Origin of the sequence: Marivita sp. S2033, from assembly GCF_046592965.1 — a bacterium.
Lineage (GTDB): Bacteria > Pseudomonadota > Alphaproteobacteria > Rhodobacterales > Rhodobacteraceae > Marivita.
The window spans coordinates 125427-147779 of sequence record NZ_JBISBV010000003.1; the positions used below are offsets into that span (position 1 = coordinate 125427).

General features: G+C 61.0%; 21 protein-coding genes. 6 read left to right on the top strand and 15 right to left on the bottom strand.

The genetic code is table 11. The features are described 5' to 3' along the window. Positions 1 to 61: 61 nt before the first annotated feature. The 4 genes from ACGKZZ_RS07350 to ACGKZZ_RS07365 form a co-directional block, all read right to left on the bottom strand. Entirely contained in the window at positions 62 to 706 is a 645-nt protein-coding gene (locus ACGKZZ_RS07350; protein WP_411222863.1) for a DsbA family oxidoreductase, read from the bottom strand. A 66-nt stretch (positions 707 to 772) separates the two neighbouring features. Then, the gene (locus ACGKZZ_RS07355; protein ID WP_411222864.1) at positions 773 to 2275 is read right to left on the bottom strand and encodes a class I adenylate-forming enzyme family protein; all 1503 of its coding nucleotides are present in this window, start codon (positions 2273 to 2275) and stop codon (positions 773 to 775) included. A 214-nt stretch (positions 2276 to 2489) separates the two neighbouring features. Then, positions 2490 to 2606, bottom strand: coding sequence for an entericidin EcnA/B family protein (locus tag ACGKZZ_RS07360; RefSeq protein WP_411222865.1), 117 nt, complete (start codon positions 2604 to 2606; stop codon positions 2490 to 2492). Positions 2607 to 2609: 3 nt separating this feature from the next. Then, positions 2610 to 4427 (bottom strand): extracellular solute-binding protein, encoded by a 1818-nt coding sequence (locus tag ACGKZZ_RS07365; protein WP_411222866.1) that lies wholly within the window; start codon positions 4425 to 4427, stop codon positions 2610 to 2612. A 477-nt stretch (positions 4428 to 4904) separates the two neighbouring features. Here ACGKZZ_RS07365 and ACGKZZ_RS07370 point away from each other — a divergent pair, with 477 nt between their 5' ends. Then, positions 4905 to 5678 carry a 3-hydroxybutyrate dehydrogenase gene (locus tag ACGKZZ_RS07370; protein ID WP_411222867.1) on the top strand — a complete coding sequence of 258 codons (774 nt, stop codon included), beginning with the start codon at positions 4905 to 4907 and terminating at the stop codon, positions 5676 to 5678. 86 nt (positions 5679 to 5764) lie between these two features. Beyond that, the gene (locus tag ACGKZZ_RS07375) at positions 5765 to 6796 is read left to right on the top strand and encodes a patatin-like phospholipase family protein (protein ID WP_411222868.1); all 1032 of its coding nucleotides are present in this window, start codon (positions 5765 to 5767) and stop codon (positions 6794 to 6796) included. On the opposite strand, the gene ACGKZZ_RS07380 is transcribed toward ACGKZZ_RS07375, so the two are convergent. The 3 genes from ACGKZZ_RS07380 to ACGKZZ_RS07390 all read right to left on the bottom strand — a co-directional run bounded on the left by ACGKZZ_RS07380 (position 6793) and on the right by ACGKZZ_RS07390 (position 9363). Beyond that, on the bottom strand, positions 6793 to 7473 hold the full coding sequence (locus ACGKZZ_RS07380) for a DUF502 domain-containing protein (RefSeq protein WP_411222869.1): 681 nt from the start codon (positions 7471 to 7473) through the stop codon (positions 6793 to 6795). The two genes, ACGKZZ_RS07375 and ACGKZZ_RS07380, sit on opposite strands and share 4 nt — an antisense overlap. Before the next feature lie 82 nt (positions 7474 to 7555). Then, on the bottom strand, positions 7556 to 8473 hold the full coding sequence (locus tag ACGKZZ_RS07385; RefSeq protein WP_411222870.1) for a pseudouridine-5'-phosphate glycosidase: 918 nt from the start codon (positions 8471 to 8473) through the stop codon (positions 7556 to 7558). Then, the gene (locus ACGKZZ_RS07390; protein WP_411222871.1) at positions 8470 to 9363 is read right to left on the bottom strand and encodes a PfkB family carbohydrate kinase; all 894 of its coding nucleotides are present in this window, start codon (positions 9361 to 9363) and stop codon (positions 8470 to 8472) included. The genes ACGKZZ_RS07385 and ACGKZZ_RS07390 overlap by 4 nt, the downstream gene beginning before the upstream one ends. Before the next feature lie 142 nt (positions 9364 to 9505). Between ACGKZZ_RS07390 and ACGKZZ_RS07395 the strand changes: the two genes are divergently transcribed. Further along, positions 9506 to 10687, top strand: a complete 1182-nt coding sequence (locus ACGKZZ_RS07395) for a trans-sulfuration enzyme family protein (RefSeq protein ID WP_411223151.1) — start codon at positions 9506 to 9508, stop codon at positions 10685 to 10687. Between the two features lie 157 nt (positions 10688 to 10844). Here ACGKZZ_RS07395 and ACGKZZ_RS07400 read toward each other — a convergent pair whose 3' ends face one another. From ACGKZZ_RS07400 to ACGKZZ_RS07430, 7 genes are all read right to left on the bottom strand, one after another. Then, positions 10845 to 11876, bottom strand: coding sequence for an AI-2E family transporter (locus tag ACGKZZ_RS07400; protein ID WP_411222872.1), 1032 nt, complete (start codon positions 11874 to 11876; stop codon positions 10845 to 10847). 170 nt (positions 11877 to 12046) lie between these two features. Continuing rightward, positions 12047 to 12922 (bottom strand): translation elongation factor Ts, encoded by an 876-nt coding sequence (tsf, locus tag ACGKZZ_RS07405; RefSeq protein WP_411222874.1) that lies wholly within the window; start codon positions 12920 to 12922, stop codon positions 12047 to 12049. A gap of 71 nt (positions 12923 to 12993) precedes the next feature. Then, positions 12994 to 13848 (bottom strand): 30S ribosomal protein S2, encoded by an 855-nt coding sequence (gene rpsB / locus ACGKZZ_RS07410; RefSeq protein WP_411222875.1) that lies wholly within the window; start codon positions 13846 to 13848, stop codon positions 12994 to 12996. A gap of 165 nt (positions 13849 to 14013) precedes the next feature. Beyond that, positions 14014 to 15315 (bottom strand): HupE/UreJ family protein, encoded by a 1302-nt coding sequence (locus ACGKZZ_RS07415; protein WP_411222876.1) that lies wholly within the window; start codon positions 15313 to 15315, stop codon positions 14014 to 14016. A gap of 103 nt (positions 15316 to 15418) precedes the next feature. After that, complete coding sequence (locus ACGKZZ_RS07420; RefSeq protein ID WP_411222877.1) at positions 15419 to 15940, bottom strand: gamma carbonic anhydrase family protein; 522 nt, start codon at positions 15938 to 15940, stop codon at positions 15419 to 15421. Then, the gene (gmk, locus tag ACGKZZ_RS07425; protein ID WP_411222878.1) at positions 15937 to 16578 is read right to left on the bottom strand and encodes a guanylate kinase; all 642 of its coding nucleotides are present in this window, start codon (positions 16576 to 16578) and stop codon (positions 15937 to 15939) included. Before gmk ends, ACGKZZ_RS07420 begins: the two co-directional genes overlap by 4 nt. Positions 16579 to 16581: 3 nt before the next feature. Then, positions 16582 to 17472 (bottom strand): YicC/YloC family endoribonuclease, encoded by an 891-nt coding sequence (locus ACGKZZ_RS07430; RefSeq protein ID WP_411222880.1) that lies wholly within the window; start codon positions 17470 to 17472, stop codon positions 16582 to 16584. A gap of 163 nt (positions 17473 to 17635) precedes the next feature. Between ACGKZZ_RS07430 and ACGKZZ_RS07435 the strand changes: the two genes are divergently transcribed. Beyond that, the gene (locus ACGKZZ_RS07435; protein ID WP_411222881.1) at positions 17636 to 18226 is read left to right on the top strand and encodes a PAS domain-containing protein; all 591 of its coding nucleotides are present in this window, start codon (positions 17636 to 17638) and stop codon (positions 18224 to 18226) included. Positions 18227 to 18351: 125 nt separating this feature from the next. On the opposite strand, the gene ACGKZZ_RS07440 is transcribed toward ACGKZZ_RS07435, so the two are convergent. Next, positions 18352 to 19722 (bottom strand): class II 3-deoxy-7-phosphoheptulonate synthase, encoded by a 1371-nt coding sequence (locus ACGKZZ_RS07440; RefSeq protein ID WP_411222882.1) that lies wholly within the window; start codon positions 19720 to 19722, stop codon positions 18352 to 18354. Positions 19723 to 19904: 182 nt separating this feature from the next. Between ACGKZZ_RS07440 and ACGKZZ_RS07445 the strand changes: the two genes are divergently transcribed. Continuing rightward, on the top strand, positions 19905 to 20909 hold the full coding sequence (locus ACGKZZ_RS07445; RefSeq protein WP_411222883.1) for a GlxA family transcriptional regulator: 1005 nt from the start codon (positions 19905 to 19907) through the stop codon (positions 20907 to 20909). 168 nt (positions 20910 to 21077) lie between these two features. After that, on the top strand, positions 21078 to 22274 hold the full coding sequence (locus ACGKZZ_RS07450) for an ABC transporter substrate-binding protein (RefSeq protein WP_411222884.1): 1197 nt from the start codon (positions 21078 to 21080) through the stop codon (positions 22272 to 22274). The last annotated feature ends 79 nt before the right edge of the window (positions 22275 to 22353 follow it).

The window sequence follows — 22353 nt, forward strand, 5'->3', positions numbered from 1 at the left end:
CCGTAGCACCAGGCCCAGAGGGGCAACAGGGGGTCAACGGTTCTGTGAAAACTGGGCGGCGTCAGGCCTCTTGCGCGGCACCGTTGCCCAGATCGTCAAGCACCTTGAGCCACAGCTCGGTGGGTTGCGCGCCCGGAACGGCGTGTTGGCTTGCCACGATGAAGGTGGGCACCGAGGTCACGCCCATGCCGCGTGCGGCAGCGTCGCGTTCCACGATCTCTTTCTTGTCTTCGTCGGTGGCCAGCAAGCGCAGGATGACGCTGGCATCGAGACCGGAGATGTCGGCTATATCGGCCAACACGTCATGATCGCCGATGTCGCGCCCGTCCACGAAATAGGCCTGAAACAGCGCATCCACCACTTCGGTCTGGCGTTGCTCAATGCCCGCCCAGTGGATCAGGCGATGCGCGTCCAAGGTATTTGGCGTGGTTTCAATGCCTTCCAGATTGATCTTAATGCCTGCCTTTTCGGCATGTTCCAGCACCGGAGCATAGGCTTTGACCGCCTTGTCCTTGCCACCGAACTTGCTTTCCAGATAATCGCGCCGGTTCATGCCACCAACTGGCATATCGGGATTCAGCTGGAATGGGTGCCATGTGATCGTGAACGGATGATCGGGACGCTGCTCCAGCGCGCGATCCAGATTGGCCTTGCCGATATAGCACCACGGGCAGATCGGATCGGACATGATGTCGAGTTTAACCATTCCAGGCCCTTTCAAGTCAGCGTTTTGCTTCGTCTAGCAGAGTGAACGGCGAATGGTAAGCCACAGCTAGAACGGTACCAGATCGGGCAAGGCACGCCTGACCAGCTTGCCGTTGGGATTGCGCGGCATCGTTTCGACCCGCCGGTACATACGCGGCTGTTTGTAACGCGCCAGCGTGGTCTCGGCAAACGCCTTTAAATCCTCTTCTTTCAGGGGTTTGTCGGACGTATAGAAGGCGGAAATGATCCGTGTGTCGGCCTTGATCTCGATATCGGTGACGCCGACTTCGTGGATGTCGGGATGCGCCAGCAGCGCAGCCTCGACCTCAAGCGGACTGACGCGATAGCCGCCTGCGTTCATCATGTCGTCCGCCCGACCGTGATAGCGAATATCGCCGTGCTCGCTCACTTCTCCGGTGTCGCCGGTCAGGAACCAGTCGCCGTCAAACCGCGCTTGGGTGGCATCGGGGTCGTCGAGATAACCCAGCATGAGGCCGGGGTCGTCCTTGTGAATGGCGATAATCCCGGTGTCCCCGACAGGAACGGGCGCGCCGTCGGCAAGAATGCTGACGCGCCGCCCAGCTTGCGGCCAACCAAGGCTGGACGCGGGGAGGTCAGGCGTTCCCGGCGCGGTCGAAATGAAGGTCGAACATTCCGACATGCCGAAGGCTTCGTAAATCCTGGTGCCGGTCGCATCGAACCAGGCGTCACGAACGCTCGCGGGCAGCTTTTCGCCCGCGGACAGGCCGTGCCGCAGCTTGGGCGCCCGAAAGCTGCCGGACTTCAAGATGTTTCTGTAAACACCCGGTGCCGCTGCAAAAATAGTGACATCATTTCGTTTCAGCAGCAGCGAGATTTGCGCGTGATCGACGCCTTGAGCCGGGATCAGCGCGGTCGCCCCTGCGGTCCACGGATCAAGCAAACCGGTGCCCAGCGTATAGGTCCAGTTGAATGCACCGGCATGCATCAAACGGTCGGTTTCGGACAGGCCGTACCACCCGTCCATCATCATCCCGCGCGCCCAGATGGCGCGGTGCGCATGGCAGACCGCACGCGGTGTGCCGGACGTCCCGGAGGTGAAAATGATATAGGCCAATCGGTTCGGATCGCCGTAGTCGAACGCGGCGGGCGGGAGTTCGTACCAGTCCGCCATCTGATCTGTGTGCAGAACCGTCGGAAAATTCGGACACGCTGTCGCGCCGTCATGCAGGATTGCGCGCGGGTGTGTGACGTCGATCAACACCTGCACCTCGCGCTCTGTCAGTTGCGACGATGTCGGAACCGGAACGATCCCGACGGCGATCGCGGCAAGGTAGGCGATGGGAAACTCAACCGTATTGCCGACCCGCATCAAGAGGCGATCACCGGGTTTCAGACCGGCATCCAGCAATCCGCTGGCGCAGCCCAGAACCGATTGCAACATCCGTTGATAGCTCCAGCGCTGCGCGCCCGTCACATCGACGACGGCAAGCGCGATCTTGTCGGGCAAACGCTCCGCCGCGCCAAGCACATGGGCGGCGAGATTAAAGGGGGTCGGGCAGGGCGGAAAGGGCGTTGGATCATGCGTCATGCCCCTGATCTATGGCGCAAGTTTGGGCGAAGCAAGCGTGGCTTGTGGCGCGCTTGTATTCCGACGCGATTGCTGGGCACCTGTGTGAAAGAAACCGCGGGCGGTTCCATGCGATCTGCGCCGCGAAAGTATGCAAAGCAGCGTTATTTCTTTCTATATCAGAGAATTATAATACGTAATTAGTGCGATACCTAAAAAACAGGACGCAACTCACTCAAAACCATGACTGAACCGTTCTCGATCCGGTGGAGATATCCTGACCAACGCCGTCAACGGTGGCGCAAGCGGTCAGGGTGACTGCGAGGAAAATCACAAGCAACCAGCGTGCCACACATCACTCCTCTTCCCACCACCAGACATCCGGCTGCCAACCGATCCAGTCGCCGTAAATCGGCAGGGTTTCGGGAAATTTCAGCTCTTTGGCGTGCGCAATCCGGCTGATGTTCCATTGGTAGATCGGGATCACATAACGGCCGGTCGTCAACACCCGGTCAAGCGCGCGGGCCGCTGCCACGAAATCGTCGCGGCTGGTGGCGTTGAGCAGGGTGTCGATCATCGCTTCAGCCGCTGGCGAACACATGCCCATCAAGTTGCGCGAGCCTGGGTTCTCGACTCCGTCACAGCCCCAATACAACATCTGCTCATTGCCCGGACTGAGCGACAGACCGCGCCGGTAATAGGTCATGTCGAAATCGTAGGAATTGGTGCGCTCGGTGTATTGCGCGCTGTCGATAGTGGTGATTTTCGGCGCAATCCCCATGCGTTCGAGCGACTGGGTGAACAGGTCGATGATCGCCTCGTTCTCGGCGCTGCCCTGTTTCAGCACAATCTCAAAGCTGAACGGCGTGCCATTCGGGCGGGTCATCATCCCGTTCTCGATGGTGTAACCGGCGTCCTCCATCAGCGCGATGGCCTTGCGGATGTTGCCGCGGTTGCGCTCGGTGCCGTCGCTGACGGGCAGGGCGTATCCGTCAAGCGCGCCGGGCAGCAGATCGTCCGCGAAGGGCGCAAGCATGTCACGCACCTGTCCTTCTGCTGCGCCATCCTGCATGCCCAGCACGGAGTTCGAAAAATACGACGTGATGCGCGGCTGCTTGGAGCCGGTCATGGTCTCGTTGATGTATTCGAAGTTGAACGCATGCAGCATGGCGTCGCGCACGCGCCAATCTTTGAACGCCTCTTTGCGGGTGTTCATCACAAAGCCGGTGATTCCCGACGGGCGTTCATGCGGGATGACCGATTTGACGACAGCACCGCTGGTGATGGCGGGAAAGTCGTATTGCGTCTCCCACTTTTCGGCGTTGGTCTCTCTGCTGATATTCAGCGATCCGGCTTTGAACGCCTCGAACATCGCGGTGCCGTCGCCGTAAAACTCCATGCGGATCTCGTCCATATTGGCCTGTCCGCGCATGTAGGGCACGTCTTTGCCCCAGTAGTCAGGATTGCGTTTCAGACTGACAAACCGTCCTGCCTCGTAGCTGTCGATCACATAAGGCGCGGTCGAGATCGGCACTTCGTCAATGCCGGAGGCGGCGAAATCCTTGCCCTCCCATTGCGCTTTTTTCAGGATCGGTCGCATTCCGATCAGCAGCGCAAGTTCGCGGTCTTTTTCGTCAAAGGTAAAGCGGATGGAGCGCGGGCCGGTTTTTTCCATCGATGCAACCTTGGCCCAAGCGCCGTGATAGCGCGGGTGGCCGATGGTGCCGAGGGTTTCGTAGGACCACATCACATCTTCGACGGTGACGGGGGTGCCATCTGAGAACTCCGCTTCGGGGCGCAGGGTGAATTCGGCCCATTCGCGATCTGGACCGACCTCGATTGATTCGGCCAGCAGGCCGTAAAGCGTGAAGGGCTCATCCCAGTTTCGCCCCATCAGGCTTTCATACGCCAGGAAGCCGAGTTGCCAGGGGACTGTTCCCTTCGGGATGTGCGGGTTGAGACTGTCAAAGCTGCCAACCTCGCCGCTGACAGTCGTGCCGCCCTTGGGTGCATCGGGGTTGGCGTAGGGCAGGGACACAAAATCCGGTGGCAACTCAGGCTCACCATACATAGCTATGCCATGCTGCGGCTCTGCGAAAACGGCTTGCGCGCCAAGCGCAAGTGCCAGCGATGCCGCACGGACCCTGTGATTCAGGAAATAAACCGATCTCATTTTCGCAACAATCCCTGTCTGCTCTTCTTTTATTGATCGGGACGGTAACGAGGCTTTTGTGACATTTCAAACTTTTAGCTTGGAACGCTGCGAAACATTGCCTATATTGAAGTCACTGCTCGATAGGTTTCTTGCCTGTATGAAACCTGCCTCAATAACTTAACCCCGGCTTCGCGCCGGGGTTTTTTTTGGCCCGCCATCTGACGGCTATAACCGGCTTTTCCGGCGCTTTGGCGAAGTTATAGACAACCATACATGCCGTTTTGCGCGATACGCGGTGTCGACGGTCCTGCACGGCTGAGGTCACATTTTCGCGAAATGCGGGCATCACCTTGAGGCGTGCAATGCCTCGGTTTCGATTCGCTGAAAACAGGCGATTCTCTTGCGGGAACGGATCAACTCGGCTTTGTGTTATGCAGTTGCAGCATGTAGCGTGCTGCAAGAGCAAACATCGTCGAAGTTGAAAAGGAACCGTTCATGTCGCTTAAGGGAAAAACCGCTGTCATCACCGGATCGAATTCCGGAATCGGTCTGGGTATCGCACGCGAACTGGCGCGCGCGGGGGCGGATGTCGTGATCAACTCCTTCAGCGACGAGCAGGCCGATCACGATCTGGCGCGCGAGATCGCCAACGATCACGGTGTCACGGCACGCTACATTCAGGCCGACATGTCCAAGCCCGATCAATGCCGCGCCTTGATCGAAAAGGCGGGCACTTGCGATATCCTGGTCAACAACGCAGGCATCCAGCACGTTGCGCCGGTTGAGGAATTTCCCACCGAGAAATGGGATGCGATCATCGCGATCAACATGAGTTCCGCCTTTCACACCACCGCCGCCGCGCTGCCGATCATGCGCAAGGCGGGCTGGGGCCGGATCGTCAACATCGCCAGCGCGCACGGGCTGCGCGCCTCGCCCTTTAAATCCGCCTATGTCACGGCCAAACACGGGGTGCTTGGCCTGACCAAGACGGTCGGTCTGGAGACCGCGAAGGAACCGATCACCTGCAATGCGGTCTGCCCCGGATACGTGTTGACGCCCTTGGTGGAGTCACAGATCCCCGATACCGCAAAGCAATACGACATTTCCGAAGACGAAGCGGTCGAAAAGGTGATCCTCGCCAAGCAGCCGTCGAAAGAGTTCGTGACTGTGGAGCAGCTTGCCGGAACGGTGCTGTTCCTGTGTTCTGATGCAGCGGATCAGATCACCGGCACCTCGCTGGCTGTGGATGGCGGCTGGACCTCTGCCTGAGCCTCGCGCCAGATGACACCGTCGAAGCGAGGGGCCAGCCCCTCGCGCTCCCCGAGATATTTTTGAACCAGAGAAGCAGGACCGACATGGTAGAGATCAATCTGGCGCTACAGGGCGGCGGCGCGCATGGTGCCTTTACCTGGGGCGTGCTGGACAGGCTTCTCGAGGAAGACGAGATCGAGATTGCAGCCATCAGCGGAACCTCTGCCGGGGCGCTGAATGGTGCGGCACTCAAGGCAGGGTGGTTGCAGGACGGTCGCGACGGCGCCCGACACAACCTCGACTGGCTTTGGGGGGAGGTGGCGCGTCTGGACGATTTGTCGGTGCCGCGCTGGATGCAGGCCTGGATGCCCGACCCCGGTTTTTTGAGCCAGGCGATCGAATTGTCACCCGCCTATATCTGGGGCGATGCCTTCAACAGGATGATGTCGCCCTATGCGTGGGGGCCGTTTTACCGGAACCCGCTGGAGAAGATTGTCGATCAGTTCGATTTTGGCCGTGTCTGCGCGGATACGGGGCCGGAGTTGTTCATCTGCGCAACGCAGGTGCGCAATGGGAAAGTGCGGATATTCCAGGGCGACGCGATCACGACCCAAGCCATTCTTGCGTCCGCCTGTCTGCCGACCTTGTTTCAGGCGGTCGAGGTCGAGGATCCGGAAACCGGGGCGATGGAAGCGTTCTGGGATGGCGGGTACACCGGAAATCCGGCGCTGTTCCCGCTGTATGCGCGCCATCTTCCGAATGATCTGATCATCGTGAACATCAATCCGCTGGAGCGTGACCTGGTGCCGGTGTTGCCGAGTGAAATCCAGAACCGGATCAACGAGATCAGTTTCAACTCGTCGCTTTTGCGGGAATTGCGGGCGATCGAGTTTGTGCAGCGACTGGTGGCGAGCGAAGCGGTTCCCGAAGGGGCGATGAAAAAGCTGCGGGTCCACATGATTGCAGACGATGATCTGATGAACGACCTGTCGGTCGCCACCAAGACCGTCGCGGTGCCGTCGATCATCAACCGGTTGCGAGAGGCGGGCCGCCGTGCGGCGGGGGACTTCCTGTCGCGTCACGGCGATGATCTTGGCAAGCGCCAGACCGCCGATCTGGTCGAGATGTTCGGTTAAGCGACCTTGAGCGGTTGCGACGGGTCCTTGGGGTTGGGATAGACAAGCCCCGCCGAGATCACCAGCTTCGCGGCGTCCTCGATTGTCATGTCGAGTTCAATGACGTCTTCGCGCGGGAAGAACAGCAAAAACCCAGAGGTCGGGTTCGGCGTCGTCGGCACGAAGATCGACATGAGCTGTCCCATCGTCTCGGCCTTGTGCGCCACTTCTCCGCGCGCGTGGGTCGAGATGAAGCCGATGGCCCAGATGCCCTTGCGCGGATACTGGATCAGGCAGGCTTTTTCGAAATTGCGTTCCGATTGAGCAAAGATCGTCTCGGCGATCTGCTTCACGCCGCTGTAGATGGTGCGCACGATCGGCATCCGCTCCACCAGGCTTTCGGCAAAGCGGATCAGCGAACGTCCGATCAGACCCTTGGCGACCCATCCGACAAAGGTTGTGAACAGCAGGAAGATGATGACGCCAAGGCCGCGCGGATTGATGCCGACAAAATGTTCAAGGCTGAACCGGTCGGGAATCAGCGGCAACACGACGCCATCGACCCACCCCATGATCGACCAGATGAGCCAGATCGTCAGGCTGACAGGTGCGATCACGACGATGCCAGTCAGAAAGCTCGCACGCAGCCGGGCGAACAGGCCCGCGCGGCGGGCTTTCTTGTCGAATGGGGTGCTCATGTCTGGTCCATCGCAGGTTCGGGCAAAACCTAAGAGCTTCGGGCCGTCTCTACAATGGCCGCGCCACGCGAGGGGCCGATTTTCAATCCAGTGACGCCAATTCCCGTGCGATTTCTGCCCCGAGACGCGCATTGTTGAGCACCAGCGCAATATTCGCGTCAAGCGAGCGACCGTCGGTCAGCTCGAAAATGCGTTGCAGCAGGTAGGGTGTGAGCGCCTTGCCCGCGATGCCATGCGTCTCGGCATCTTTGGTGGCGCGCAGGATGATCGGATGAATTTCGGAGTGCGGGATCTCGGCATCTTGCGGGATCGGGTTGGCGACAAGCTGTCCGCCTGGCACACCAAGGGCCGCGCGCATGCGGTGGCATTTGGCGATCTCGGCAGCGGTATCGGCGCGCAGGGGCGCTTTGAGCGTCGAGGCGCGCGACCAGAAGGCGGGCAGGGTATCCTGACCATAGGCCATCACCGGAACGCCGAGCGTCTCCAGTACCTCAAGCGTCTTGGGCAGATCCAGAATGGCCTTGGCCCCGGCGCAGACCACGGTGACGGGGGTCTCGGAGAGTTCCTGCAGATCGGCTGAGATGTCAAAGCTCTGATCGGCACCGCGATGCACGCCGCCGATGCCGCCGGTGGCGAACACCGCGATGCCTGCGCAATGGGCCGCGATCATGGTGGCGGCGACCGTGGTTGCGCCGGTTCCACCGCGCGCGATGCAGACGGCCATGTCGGCGCGGCTGAGCTTGGCGACGTTTTTCGCCTGGGCCAGCGCGTCAAGTTGTTCATCGCTCAGCCCGACGCAGAGCCGCCCGTCGATCACCGCGATCGTGGCGGGTTCTGCTCCGGCGTCGCGCACCTCGGCCTCGATGGCGCGGGCGGTCTCGAGGTTTTGCGGCCACGGCATGCCGTGGGTGATGATGGTGGATTCAAGCGCCACAACGGCGCGGTTCTCGTCCAGAGCGGCCTTGACCGGGGCAGAAATATCCAAGGGCAGTGTCGTCATGTTCCGGGTCCTCCTGCGACGTAGGCCGCGGCTGTTGCGAGGGCGCGGTGCAGCGCGACCTCTCGGTTGGCACCGCGCAGTTCGGATGCGATATGCGCGGCCATGAAAGTGTCGCCCGCACCGGTGACGCGGGTGACCATTACTTCGGGCGGGCGTTCGGCAAGGATACCGTCCTTGGTGGCATCACAGGTGACATTGCCGCCATCGGTGACAAGCGCCCGCGAGGCGCCGCGTTCGATCAGAGCGGCTCCGGCCTGGGGGGCATTGGTGAAACTGGTCTGGCACAGCAGCCCGGCCTCTTCGAGATTGACATATAGCACGCCACGTGCGGCGCGCAGGAAGGGCAGCAGCCTTTCGGCCTTGCCCGGCGAAGCCGGCGCGATACGCATGTCCGCGGCGGCAAAGGCAGGGTGCCGCGCGATTTGGTCCAGCAGCGATTCTGTCAAATTACCGTCAAGGGCGACGGTTCCGGGGAAGGGGGCTTCGACAAAGCCGAGCGGCCCATCGATGAGCGGCCGCAGGATCTTGTCGCCTGCCTGTTCCAGCGAATGGGCATCGGCAATCGCTGCAATCAGGCCGTTGGCACCTTCGATGGCCATGTATTGATCTGTCGGCAGATCGTCCGAGCGATAGAGGTGATCGGTCTGCAACCCCAGACGGTTGCACGCCAGCACCAGTTCCTCGCCTTCGGGATCGCGGCCAACCACGCTCAGGACCGCAGGGCGCAGATCGAACCGCGCCAGTGTCATCGCGATGTTGAGCGCGACGCCGCCGGGCAGGCGGGTGATGTGGCCGGGCACGTCGCTTCCGGGCTTCATGTGACGGTCCGAGCGGCCGATCACGTCCCACAGGACGGAGCCAATGCAGAGTATGTCGGGGCGCTGGGTCATGGCCTGTCATGGCGCGATGGCGCGCGCAGTGCAAGAGGAAGCTGGTCGCACAAGCGGTCAATCGCACCATTGTTGCGGACACCGCTTTATGGCAGTGCGGTTGACGAGAATTGTTGTACAAGCCACGGATAAGCGAGCCATGATGAAACCCACTCTCATCCGTCCGGGCGGACTTTCGCAAAGCGCGTCAACGTCGCTGGTCACGCCATTGATGCCGTCGGTCGCCTATGCCAGCGAGACACCCGATCAGTTGGACGATCAATATGAGGGGCGCGCGCAGGGCTACACCTATGCGCGTGAAGGCCATCCCAATGCCGATGTGCTGGCACGCCGGATCGACGCCATGGAAGACGCGCCACAGCCCGGAATGATGGTCGGCTCCGGAATGGCGGCGGTGACGGCCGTTCTGTTGGGCTTGTGCAAGGCGGGCGATCATGTCGTCGGCGGCGATCAGCTATACGGGCGCTCCTTGCGCATGATGCGGGACGATCTGCCGCGACTCGAAATCGATACAACATTGGCGGATCCGACCGATGTGCAGGCGGTCGAAAAGGCGTTGCGGCCCGAGACACGGCTTGTTCTGATCGAGGTTGTGTCGAACCCGACGCTGCGCATCGCCGATTTGGCCGGTATTGCCGATCTGTGCCGTGCGCGGGACGTTCTGCTGGTGGTCGACAACACGTTCACCACGCCGCGCGCTGTGCAGCCGTTTGCGTTTGGTGCAGATGTCGTGCTGCATTCCGTGACCAAACTGTTGGCGGGCCATTCCGACGTCACGTTGGGATGGGTGGCGGCACGGGCGTCCGGGCATGCGAAAGCGATCTATGATTTCGCGGTGACCACTGGCCTGACACCAAGCCCGTTCGATTGCTGGCTGGCCGAGCGCGGCCTGATGTCGTTCGATCTGCGATTTGATCGTGCCGAGACGACTGCGGCGCGCCTGGCCGAGCATTTGGGGCAGCATCCCAAGGTCAAGCGTGTGCTGTATCCGACGCGACCGGACCATCCGGATCGCGCGCGGGCGCAAGGGCTGTTGAAGGGACGCGGCTGCAACATGGTCAGTTTTGAACTCGACGGCACACGCGCGGCGGCCAACGCCTTTACCAAGGCCGCCGACAGGATTGCGTTTGCGCCGACATTGGGCGACGTCGGCACGACGCTGTCGCATCCCGCCAGCTCGTCGCACCGCGCTTTGTCATCCGATCAACGCGCCGCTATGGGTCTGAGTGAGGGCTTCTTTCGTGTTTCCGTAGGTTTGGAGGATCCGGACGCACTGTTCTCGGTATTTGACGCCGGGCTTGCTGCGGTCGGGGAGAACGCTTGAGGCAGTAAATGAGCTTCAGCCGTCAGCGCTTTGTTTTTGCGGAATTACACACATTGTACACTCAGCGCCTGGCCGGATGAGCAAAGCGTATAATCAGTATTATGTAAATACACTAGTGCTGCCGAATATTGCGCTTGCGCTCGTCTTGATGGGCTAGTCACACATTGCCGCTGGCCGATAGCAAGACGGCAATCGGGCGTGTTGTCTTGATTTCGGCCAGCACGAGGATGAGGCTTGCTGTCAGTGGCACCGCCAGCAAAGCCCCCGGCAGTCCCCACAGCGCGCTCCAGAACGCCAGAGCGAACAGCACGACGAACGGGCTGAGATTGAACGCTCGGCCCATCATGCGTGGCTCCAGATATGCGCCGACAAACATCTGTGCGCCCGTTAGCGATACCAGAACCACACCCACCATCGGCAGCGTTCCAAATTGCGCGAGGCTGAGCAGAACCGGGAAAATCACGCCGATCAGCGAGCCGATATAGGGAATGTAGTTCAGGAACGCGATCAGGACCGCCCAGAACAGCGCGAATTCGATCCCCAGAAGCAGCATGATGGCAAAGGAGATTGCGCCCAGGATCACATTGAGCACGGTTTTGACGAACAGATATTGCCCAATCCGGTCGTTCACCCGCGACAAAAGCGAAATCGCCCGGCTGCCAGCCTCTTCGCCGCCCATGGCGATCACCACCTTGCGCGCCATCACGCCGCGCTCTGCGATGAAAAAGCTGGCGTAAAGGACGACGAGGAACAGCGTCGCTCCGAACCCGCGCAAGGACAACAGCGCCGGGGCAATCCAGGAGCGGAAATCAACCTGATCCAGCGTCGCGCCGCGCAGGTTTTCCCAAGTTGGTTCATCCTCGATCCCCAGCAGGCTCGCATAGCGTGTGACAAGCATCTGAAGGTTGCTTTCATAGCGCGGCAAAACAGCAGCAACTTGTGCCAGGTTGTTGATAACAAGGATAAACAACAAGACCATGACCACCGTAAACACGATCAGGATCACGGCCCGCCGGGCCCAGTCGGGCAGACGCCCGATGATCGGCAGTTTCTGCATGCTCGCAGCGGCGGCCAGCAGAACATAGACCGAAATCGCCGCAGCAAGCACGGGCAGAAGAACCGGTTTTCCGATCCACAATAGCCACCCGAGCATCAGGGTCAGCGCTGTGCCGTAGGTCGCATTCCGCATTCCGTCATCCAAACCATTCAAGGAGCTAGAGCCTTGCATATGTGGAGGAAACCGGCCGGACGTGTCAATTCATTGCGGTCATCGTCCCTGCCCCGACATGTCTGTCCGCGCAAAAAAGCGGCGCTGGTGGAGTGCCAGCGCCGCTTGCTTTGTCGCAAAAATTTGAAAGATCAGCCGCGTGCCGCTTTGGCGACCTCGGCAGCAAAATCTTCCTCTTTCTTCTCGATGCCTTCACCAACTTCAAGACGCACGAAACCGGTGATCTCGACGCCCGCTTCCTTGGCCGCGGCCTCGACGGTGAGGTCGGGATTGATGACGAAGGACTGGCCCAACAGCGTGACTTCGCTGAGGAACTTCTTCATCCGGCCTTCGATCATCTTTTCGATGACCTGCTCGGGTTTGCCCGACTCGCGTGCGATGTCGATCTGGATCTGGCGCTCTTTTTCGACCACTGCCGGGTCAAGGTCGTTCGAGGACAGCGACGCCGGGTTCACAGCCGCGATGTGCATCGCAACCTGCTTGCCGAAGGTTTCGTTTTCGCCCGACAGTGCCACCAGAACGCCGATCTTGCCCATGCCGTCAGCCGCGGCGTTGTGCACATAGGACACAACCTGCGCGCCCTGAAGGGTCGCCATGCGACGCACCGACATGTTCTCGCCGATCTTGGCGATCTTGTCGGTGATGGTTTCGGCCACGGTCTTGCCGCCGATGTCGGCGGATTTGAGCGCCTCGATATCGTTCACGTTCAGCGCCGCTGTCGCGATGGAATCGACCATGCTCTGGAATTCAGCGTTCTTGCCGACGAAATCGGTTTCCGAGTTCACCTCGACAGCAACGCCCTTGCCGTCTTCGACCTTGACGGCGACAAGGCCTTCGGCTGCCGTGCGGTCGGATTTCTTGGCCGCCTTTGCCAGACCCTTGGTGCGCAGCCAATCGACCGCGCCGTCCATGTCGCCATCGGTTTCCACCAGCGCTTTCTTGGCATCCATCATGCCCGCGCCGGTCATTTCGCGCAGTTCTTTAACCTGTGCTGCTGTGATCGCCATATCGGCTCTCCTTGAATAAAGCTTGGGGTGCAGGGCAGAGAGGTCCGCCCCGCAGCGCAATTCAAACGGGCCTAGCCCTTGTTCGCCAAGTCGTAGGGCGCATCTTTCGCCATGACATCGTCATGGACCGTCTCTTCGGAGGGCGCCTTGGCGGCGGCCTCGGTCGGAGCATCTGCGGCCACGGTCTCTTCGACCGGCGCATCTTCGAGCGCTCCGAGGTCGACGCCAGCGGCACCCATCTGCGCGGTCATGCCGTCAAGCGCGGCGCGTGCCACGAGATCGCAGTAAAGGCTGATGGCGCGTGCGGCGTCATCGTTGCCCGGAATGATGTAATCCACACCGTCGGGCGAGCAGTTGGTGTCAACGATCGCGACGACGGGAATGCCGAGCTTGTTGGCTTCGGCCACGGCCAGCGCTTCTTTCTTGACGTCGATGACGAAAAGCAGATCCGGCACGCCGCCCATTTCGCGGATGCCGCCCAGGGACGCCTGCAGTTTGGTCTGCTCGCGCTCCATGCCAAGACGCTCTTTCTTGGTCAGGCCTTCGGCGCCCTGCTCCATCTGCTCGTCGATGTTCTTGAGACGCTGGATCGACTTGGACACGGTCTGCCAGTTGGTCAGCGTGCCACCCAGCCAGCGGTGGTTCATGTAGTACTGGGCGCATTTCTCGGCGGCGTCGGCAATCGGCTGTTGCGCCTGGCGCTTGGTGCCGACGAACAGGATGCGGCCGTTCTTGGCGACGGTGTCGCGGATCAGTTTCAGCGCCGCGTCCAGCATCGGGACGGTCTGCGTGAGATCCATGATGTGAATGCCATTGCGCGCGCCATAGATGAACTCGCCCATACGGGGGTTCCAACGCTGCGTCTGGTGGCCGAAGTGAACGCCAGCTTCAAGCAGCTGACGCATGGAGAACTCTGGAAGAGCCATGGTCGTTTCCTTTCCGGTTTCATACCCTGGCGGGGGTATCAGGTCGTGCGACCCAACCGGTGGACGATCAGGGATGTCTCCCCCAATGGCCCGACCCCGCCTGCGGAGTTAGTGGCGCGCGTATAGCGCCCAACTCCGGCGGGTGCAAGCCGCGTTTTGAACCGGTCAGAGAAACACGCGCTCGATAAACCAGTAGGCCCCGACCAGCGCGATGGCGGCGGAGGCGGGAACCGCGACATACCGGCGGTAGGCGTCGAGGTGATCGACCAGCGTCGCCGAGATGGCACAGAGTACCGACAATGCCGCCAGCGGCCAGAAGAAGATCATCGCGGACGCGCCCATGAAATCTTGAAATGCCGGCGTGTCGAGCAGAACGCCAAGCGCCGCAAAGATGACCGCGAGCACACCGTAGAGTCCTTGCGCCGGTGCCACCGCGGCTTCGCCGCGATCGACCTTGAGCGCGTACCAGACCAGCAAAAAGGCAAGCGCGATGACCGAGAGCTGGCCGAATTCGACCCCGACGTTGAACCCGATCAATGCCGGGATCACCTGCCCCTGCGGCAGCCCGAATTCGCCCAGCACGCTTGCAAAGCCCAAACCGTGCAGCAGGCCAAAGCCGAAGATCACGAAGGGCCGCCACGGAGTGAGCTTGTCGGAGACGATATTCTCGACCGCGACATAAACGATGGAGGCCGCAATCAACGGCTCGACGATATGGGCGGGAACCGACACCACTCCCAGCACAGCCATCGCAAGCGTCACCGAATGCGCCAAGGTGAACGCCGTCACTTGCCAGAACAGCGGTTTGAAGCGTGTGGACAGGAAAAACAGACCAAGCACGAACAGGATATGATCAAGACCCTTGGGCAGAATGTGGTCGAACCCGACGGGCACATAGGTGGCCAGGGTCTGCCATCCACCAGCTTCGTCGCCGCCGCCAAGCGCGATCTCACCGCTTCCCTGCCCGCCTTCGAGATATCCGGTATAGGGTTCATCAACCCCCTGTTGGCGCAGCACCAGCGCACCGTACTGCGCGGGCCAATCCAGCGTCAGCGTGTCTGCGCCCTCCGGCAGTGGTCCTTGCAACTGAACAACCGAGTCGCGCGGCAGATCGGTATTGTCGACCGCGCCGACCTCTATGGAACTGACGGTCATCGGGATGGCTGTGTCGCCAGCCATGACGTTCAAACTGTCGGCAAAGCTGCCCATGCGAGGCTCAAGCTCTTGGCGCAGCGCGTCAGGCTCCAGGCTGCGGAGGCGGTCCACCTCGTCGGAGGCGTCCAGGGCATCGGTGTCTTGCAGCCCGTGAAGATCGGCCTCGGCCGCCAGGGCTTCGCCATTGAGCGTCAGGGTCAGCATCACCTGCCCGTCTAGTATCTCCAGATCGCCAATCGCCGGTCTGACCTCATGCGCCGCAGCGGCGGTGATCCACACCAAGGACGCAAGAAGTGTCCAGATCGTTTTCATGGCCTCATCCCTTTTTTGCTTATCGCAACACTGGCGTGAACGCTCGAAGGTTCAAGGGTTTTTTTGAAAAAAGCCAAACGATTACGCGTCTGTGCCCCGAATTTCAGATTGCGACAAGCCCATCCCGGAAACGCCGCGTATTGGCCTGGTAGCCCTTGGCGCTTTGACGCAGGCCGTCGATGGCCGCGTCATCGAGTTGCCGCACAACCTTGCCCGGCACGCCCATGACCAGCGATCCGTCGGGTATTTCCTTGCCTTCGGTGATCAGCGCCCCGGCTCCGATGAGGCAGTTGTTTCCGATCTTTGCGCCGTTCAGGATCGTGGCCCCCATGCCGATCAGGGAATTGTCTCCGATGGTACAGCCGTGCAGCATGACCTTGTGACCAATCGTGCAACCCGCGCCGATGGTCAGCGGATAGCCCATGTCGGTGTGCAGAACGCAGTTTTCCTGAATGTTGCTGCCCTGCCCGACGGTGATCGGCTCGTTATCGCCGCGCAGGGTCGATCCGAACCAGACGCTTGCGCCGTCGCGGATGATGATGTGACCGATGATATTGGCATCCGGTGCGATCCATGTGTCGTCGTCCACCTGTGGAGACACACCGTCGAGTGTGTAAAGCGTCATGTCAACTCCTCGAATTCCTGTTGCAACTTGCGGACATGTTCGACCAGATCGGGCTGTTGCAGACGCCGCAACCGGGTGGCAGTCACGATAGTTTTCAAATCCTCGAAACTGCGATCGAGATCGTCGTTGACCAGCACGAAATCATAGCTGCCCCAATGGCTGATCTCGTCCCAGCTTTTGAGCATCCGTTTGCCGATGGTCTCCGCACTGTCCTGTCCGCGCGCCTCCAGCCGGCGACGCAGTTCGGCGATGGAGGGCGGCAGGATGAAGATCGACAGCGTGTGCGGGCCGAGCGAGGAGTTGACGATCTGCTGCGCGCCCTGCCAGTCGATGTCGAACAGCACGTCATTGCCCGCGTCGATGGCGGTTTGCACGGGCGCGCGCGGCGAGCCGTAGAAATTTCCGAACACATGCGCGTGCTCCAGCATGTCGCCCGCGTTCACGTCGCGCTTGAACGCGTCTTCGCTCAGGAAATGGTAATGTTCCCCGTCCACCTCGCCGGGCCGAGGCGCGCGGGTGGTGGCGGAGATCGAAAAGCTCAGGCTGTCGTCCCAGTCAAGCAACCGCCGTGAGAGCGTGGATTTGCCTGCGCCCGACGGCGAGGACAGGATGATCAGAAGGCCGCGCCGGTGTCTCATGTCTCACTCCACATTCTGTACCTGCTCCCGCATCTGTTCGATCACCGATTTCAACTCAAGCCCCAATGCCGTCAGAGGCGCGGACTGGGCCTTGGAACACAGCGTATTCGCTTCGCGATTGAATTCCTGCATCAGGAAATCAAGTTTGCGACCCACGGCACCCTCTGCGGCAAGAAGGTCGCGCGCGGCGTCAACATGAGCGCGCAGGCGGTCGAGCTCTTCGGTCACGTCCGCCTTGACGGCGATCAGCGCCAGTTCCTGCGCAATGCGCTGTTCATCGACGGTCTCCTGTGTCTCGAGCACCCGCGCCATCGCGGCGCGCATCCGTTCGGCCTGTTCGTCGCGGCGCGCGTCGGCCAATGTGGCAGCCTGCGACACCAGTTCGGCCACTTGCGACACCTGCGCGGTCAAGACAGCGCTTAGTGCCGCGCCCTCGGCGGCGCGCGATGCAAGGAAGCTGTCGATCACCGGTTCGAAATCGTTGACGAGCAACGCGCGCATCTCTGCCGGGTCGATCTGATGCTGCGCCACGTCCATCACACCACGGAGCGCGATCAGGTCTGCCGCACTCGAGGCGGTGAGCGACAGGCCACGGGTCATGGCCTCTGCCTCGATCCGCAGCATGGCGCCTAGAACGCGGTCAAGCTGCGCTTCGTTCAATTCCTGTGCCGACTCGGTGCTTGCGCCTTGCAGGCGCAACGACACCGTCACACTGCCCCGCGCCAGCCGTGTGCTCAGCGCACCGCGCAAGGCTTGTTCAAGCCCGTCGATCCAGTCGGGCACGCGGATACGAATGTCGAGGCCACGGGCGTTGACGCTACGCAGATCCCACGACCACGCGACGCCCAGCGCTTCGCCCTGCCCCGAGGCAAAGCCTGTCATGGATTGACGCATTCCGCTCTCCCTGCCCTCGCGATCCTTGCTCGGGGTTAAGCGCTGGAACGTCGCGATGCAAGCCGCGCGGGTGCCGCAAAAGGTTAACCAAGGCTTAAGAATGTCGATCCATTTTGCGCAAATTTGTGTTAAAACGGTTCTTGGGTATGGCGAGAGGGAAGGTATGACCGACATGTCGATGATCGACGCGGCAGTGTCACGCCATCAGTCACGCGCGGTCGAGATCATCGACCGATATTGGCATGATCTGTCGGCAGCCTGCCCTGTTCCGCGGCGATCGGCAGTTGATGCAGGCGCCATTCAGGACGCGCTCGAATACGCTTTCATGGCCGACCACCTGTCTTGCGGACACGCCCGGCTCCGGGTCGCGGGTGGCGCATTGTCGGCCATCATGGGGATGGAAGTTGCAGGGATGCCGCTGTCCGTTCTGGCGATACCCCCTGCCCGCAAGGCGTTCAACCTTCACATCGCGCGGGTGTTCGACGAACCGGTTCAGCTGTGCATGAACCTGCACGCGGCGGCGCAATACGGTAAACCGTCAATCGAGGCCCAGTTGCGGCTTTATCCGCTGCGCGACGATGTCAACGACATCACCAAATGCATTGGCACCTTTATCACCTCCGGCCCGACCGGTCGCACGCCGCGCCGCTTTGATATCGGTGAAGTAGCGACGGCCGCGATCACAACGCCGATGCTGCCCCCGCCACCCGCGTTGGCGCGGCGCGGACATCTGCGGCTGGTGGTGTCGAACTGACGCCACTATTGCAGCACTGAGCCACATGTACCGCCGCAAGCCTCGCGCTGGGCAGGTCGTGCCGGTGAACGGCATAAAAAATGGCGGGCCAAAAAGCCCGCCACCCCTGTTTCAAAAGACCGCGTTCAGCCTGCCTTGGCCTCGTCGGACGCCTGGCGACGTGCTGTGAGTTCTTCGGCCACAAGGAACGCCAGTTCCAACGATTGCGACGCATTGAGGCGCGGATCGCAAGCGGTGTGGTAGCGGTCGCTCAAATCCTCTTCGCTGACAGCGCGGACGCCGCCGGTGCATTCGGTCACGTCCTGACCGGTCATCTCGAAATGCACACCGCCGGGGATCGTGCCTTCGGCGTTGTGAACCGCGAAGAAATCCTTGACCTCGCGCAGCACCAGGTCGAACGGCCGGGTCTTGTAGCCAGTCGAGGATTTGATGGTGTTGCCGTGCATCGGATCACAGACCCAGGTCACGTTCGCGCCCTCTTCGGCAACCGCTTTGATCAGCGGCGTCAGATGTTCGCCCACCTTGCCCGCGCCAAACCGCGCGATCAGCGTCAGCTTGCCCGCCTCGTTTTCGGGGTTGAGCTTGGACATCAGCACTTTGAGATCGTCTGTCGTTGTGGAGGGACCACATTTCAGCCCAACCGGGTTCAGAACGCCGCGGGCGAATTCCACATGCGCGCCGTCGGTCTGACGGGTGCGATCACCGATCCAGATCATGTGACCAGAGCCCGCAAGCCATTTGCCCGAGGTCGAATCCTGACGCGTCAGCGCCTCTTCGTATTCCAGCAGCAGCGATTCATGGCTGGTGTAGAAATCCACCGTCTGCAAAGACGGCGCGCGGTCGCTGTTCAGACCGGCGGCGTTCATGAAGTCGAGCGTGTCGCTGATCCGGTTCGCCATGTCGCGGTATTTCGCGGCGTTCTCACCCTCGGTGAAACCGAGCGTCCACTGGTGCACCTGATGCACATCGGCATAACCACCGGTCGAGAACGCGCGCAGCAGGTTCAGCGTGGCGGCCGCCTGTGTGTAGGCTTGCAGCATCTTGGCCGGATCGGGAATGCGCGCCTCGGGTGTGAAGGGCAATTCGTTGATAATGTCGCCACGGTAGCTGGGCAATTCCTGCCCGTTCAGCGTTTCCGTCGGAGCCGAGCGCGGCTTGGCGAACTGGCCCGCCATGCGGCCCACCTTGACCACGGGAACCTTGGCGCCGAAGGTCAGCACCATCGCCATCTGCAACATCACCTTGAATGTGTCGCGGATCGCGTTGGCGCTGAACTGATCGAAGGACTCAGCACAATCGCCGCCCTGAAGCAGGAACGCGTCGCCACGCGAGGCCGCCCCAAGCTCAGTTTTCAAACGTCGCGCCTCGCCGGCAAAAACCAGCGGCGGATACTTTGCCAGCTGGGCCTCGACAGCCTCCAGCTTGGCGCTGTCCGTATAGTCAGGCATCTGCACCCGCGGTTTCGCGCGCCAGCCTGATTTTTTCCACTCGGTCATTGTCGTTACTCCGGATTGATCCAATATCATCGTTAGCGTTAGCGGCCCCGCTATACAGAACCCGGCCCCTGCTGACCAGTCGCGAATTGTCCCGCGACTCTTGACCCGGCGCGCCACATCTGCCCTTGTGACGCGCAATGTGCCGCAGAGCACGGGTCTGGGTCTTGGGAGGGCTCCGCTCAATGTTGCCAAAGCGCCAAACGGTCGATCTGGATCATGTCCCGAGCAAGGCACGGAAATTCGTCTTTGTCTTGCTGCCAGAGTTTACCATGCTGTGCTTTTCCGCAGCCGTGGAATCCCTGCGCATCGCCAACCGGATGGCCAACCGGCAATTATACGATTGGACGATCATCAGCGAAGGCGGCGGCGAAGTGAGCTGTTCCGCCGGTGTGGCGTTTCGTGTCGACAGCGATCTGGTCGAGTTGAACCGCGACGACGTGATCCTGATCTGCGGCGGCCTCGACGTACAATCGGCCACCTCCAAACGCCTGCTCAACTGGATGCGTCGCGAAGCCCGGCGCGGCTCGACGGTGGGTGGGCTTTGCACCGCCGCCTATTCCCTTGCCATCGCCGGTTTGCTTGACGGAAAACGCGCGACGATTCATTGGGAAAATCAGGACAGCTTTGCCGAGGAGTTTCCCGAGGTCGATCTGACCAAGTCGATCTTTGTCGTGGATGGAAACCGTATCACCACGGCGGGCGGCACGGCCTCGGTCGATCTGATGCTCAAGATCATCGCCGACGATCACGGCGAAGAGCTGGCGGGCGCGGTGGCCGACCAGTTGATCTACAATTCGATCCGCACCGATCAGGACACGCAACGCCTGTCGGTCCCCACCCGCATCGGCGTCCGCCATCCCAAGCTGAGCCGGGTGATCCAGATGATGGAGCAAAATATCGAAGAGCCGATCAGCCCCTCCATCCTGGCCCAGCATGTCGGAATGTCGACTCGGCAACTCGAACGCCTGTTCCGCCGGTATCTCAATCGCAGTCCGAAGCGGTACTATATGGAATTGCGGCTTCAAAAGGCGCGCAACCTGCTGATGCAGACCGATATGAGCGTCATCAACGTCGCCCTCGCCTGCGGTTTCGCGTCACCGTCGCATTTCTCCAAATGCTACCGCGCGCATTACGAGACGACCCCCTACCGCGAACGCGGTGCACATGCGTCGCGTGCGGTGGAATAGGCCATTGAAGCACGAATTGGACACTGTGCCCCTTCCGAATGATCGCTAGATGCGCCGTGCAGCGGACGTAACGGCACCTCGAAGACATCCCGAGAGGGCTTTTCTTTTTTTTCACACGACTCTAGGCTTCGTGTCGGACAATTTGTTGTTCCAACATGGGAGTGAAAAATGAAAAAACTGCTGACGGCCACTGCGGCTGGCGCATTGATGGCGGGGTCTGCATTCGCAGCCAGCCATTCCGACGAAATCAAGATGGGCATCATCGTGGGCTTCACCGGCCCGATTGAATCTCTGGCCCCTGCAATGGCCGCCGGTGCCGAAATGGCGATGGCGGAAGTCACCGAAAGCGGCAAGCTGCTGGACGGTGTCACGGTCACACCGGTGCGCGCCGATTCCACCTGTGTTGACAGCGCCGCTGCAACGGCCGCAGCCGAGCGTCTGATCACTGGCGACGGAATCAAGGGCATCATGGGTGCGGACTGTTCCGGCGTGACCGGCGCCATTCTGGCCAACGTCGCCGTACCCAACGGCATGGTCATGATTTCTCCGGCAGCCACATCGCCGGCCCTGTCCACTGCCGAGGATAACGGTCTGTTCTTCCGCACTGCCCCCTCTGACGCGCGTCAGGGCGCGGTTCTCGCCGAAATTCTGGCCGAGAAAGGCATCATGTCGGTTGCCGTGACCTATACCAACAATGATTACGGCAAAGGATTTGCGGACGCGTTCCAATCGTCGTTCGAGGACGCGGGCGGAACGGTCACGCTGACGGCACCGCACGAAGATGGCAAGGCGGACTACTCGGCCGAAGTCGGCGCGCTGGCGTCGGCCGGTGGCGACGCGTTGGTTGTGCTCGGCTATGTCGATCAGGGTGGCGCTGGCGTCATTCAGGGTGCGCTGGACACCGGAGCGTTCGATATGTTCGCGTTCGGTGACGGTATGGTCGGCGATCAGCTGACGGCCAATTTCGGCAGCGACATCGGCGGCAGCATCGGCACGGCGCCGGGCAGCGACAATGAAGGCGGCGCGAAATTTGCCGAGATGGCCTCGGCTGCGGGCATCGACGGAACCAGCGTCTATGCGGGCGAAAGCTATGACGCAGCGGCGTTGATGTTGCTTGCGATGGCGGCGGCCGGATCGACCGAACCGGGCGACTATGTTGGCAAGATCGAAATGGTCGCCAACGCACCGGGCGAGCCGATCATGCCGGGTGAGCTGGACAAGGCACTGGAAATCCTTGCCGGCGGCGGCGACATTGATTACGGCGGCGCAACCGGCGTGGAATTCGTCGGACCCGGCGAAGCGGCTGGCAGCTACGCCGAATATGTCATCGAGGATGGCGCGCTGAAAGTGGTTGGCTACCGCTGATCGTGGATTGCAAATAGCAGATCAAAGCGGCGCGGGGTTTCTCGCGCCGCTTCAATGTGTTGGGGGGCGTTTTGAACGT

Bases quoted from the DNA above. Each gene is read 5' to 3' on its own strand.
- ACGKZZ_RS07350 (WP_411222863.1), bottom strand. From the start codon at position 706: ATGGTTAAACTCGACATCATGTCCGATCCGATCTGCCCGTGGTGCTAT.
- ACGKZZ_RS07355 (WP_411222864.1), bottom strand. From the start codon at position 2,275: ATGACGCATGATCCAACGCCCTTTCCGCCCTGCCCGACCCCCTTTAAT.
- ACGKZZ_RS07365 (WP_411222866.1), bottom strand. From the start codon at position 4,427: ATGAGATCGGTTTATTTCCTGAATCACAGGGTCCGTGCGGCATCGCTG.
- ACGKZZ_RS07370 (WP_411222867.1), top strand. From the start codon at position 4,905: ATGTCGCTTAAGGGAAAAACCGCTGTCATCACCGGATCGAATTCCGGA.
- ACGKZZ_RS07375 (WP_411222868.1), top strand. From the start codon at position 5,765: ATGGTAGAGATCAATCTGGCGCTACAGGGCGGCGGCGCGCATGGTGCC.
- ACGKZZ_RS07380 (WP_411222869.1), bottom strand. From the start codon at position 7,473: ATGAGCACCCCATTCGACAAGAAAGCCCGCCGCGCGGGCCTGTTCGCC.
- ACGKZZ_RS07385 (WP_411222870.1), bottom strand. From the start codon at position 8,473: ATGACGACACTGCCCTTGGATATTTCTGCCCCGGTCAAGGCCGCTCTG.
- ACGKZZ_RS07390 (WP_411222871.1), bottom strand. From the start codon at position 9,363: ATGACCCAGCGCCCCGACATACTCTGCATTGGCTCCGTCCTGTGGGAC.
- ACGKZZ_RS07395 (WP_411223151.1), top strand. From the start codon at position 9,506: ATGAAACCCACTCTCATCCGTCCGGGCGGACTTTCGCAAAGCGCGTCA.
- ACGKZZ_RS07400 (WP_411222872.1), bottom strand. From the start codon at position 11,876: ATGCGGAATGCGACCTACGGCACAGCGCTGACCCTGATGCTCGGGTGG.
- tsf (WP_411222874.1), bottom strand. From the start codon at position 12,922: ATGGCGATCACAGCAGCACAGGTTAAAGAACTGCGCGAAATGACCGGC.
- rpsB (WP_411222875.1), bottom strand. From the start codon at position 13,848: ATGGCTCTTCCAGAGTTCTCCATGCGTCAGCTGCTTGAAGCTGGCGTT.
- ACGKZZ_RS07415 (WP_411222876.1), bottom strand. From the start codon at position 15,315: ATGAAAACGATCTGGACACTTCTTGCGTCCTTGGTGTGGATCACCGCC.
- ACGKZZ_RS07420 (WP_411222877.1), bottom strand. From the start codon at position 15,940: ATGACGCTTTACACACTCGACGGTGTGTCTCCACAGGTGGACGACGAC.
- gmk (WP_411222878.1), bottom strand. From the start codon at position 16,578: ATGAGACACCGGCGCGGCCTTCTGATCATCCTGTCCTCGCCGTCGGGC.
- ACGKZZ_RS07430 (WP_411222880.1), bottom strand. From the start codon at position 17,472: ATGCGTCAATCCATGACAGGCTTTGCCTCGGGGCAGGGCGAAGCGCTG.
- ACGKZZ_RS07435 (WP_411222881.1), top strand. From the start codon at position 17,636: ATGACCGACATGTCGATGATCGACGCGGCAGTGTCACGCCATCAGTCA.
- ACGKZZ_RS07440 (WP_411222882.1), bottom strand. From the start codon at position 19,722: ATGACCGAGTGGAAAAAATCAGGCTGGCGCGCGAAACCGCGGGTGCAG.
- ACGKZZ_RS07445 (WP_411222883.1), top strand. From the start codon at position 19,905: ATGTTGCCAAAGCGCCAAACGGTCGATCTGGATCATGTCCCGAGCAAG.
- ACGKZZ_RS07450 (WP_411222884.1), top strand. From the start codon at position 21,078: ATGAAAAAACTGCTGACGGCCACTGCGGCTGGCGCATTGATGGCGGGG.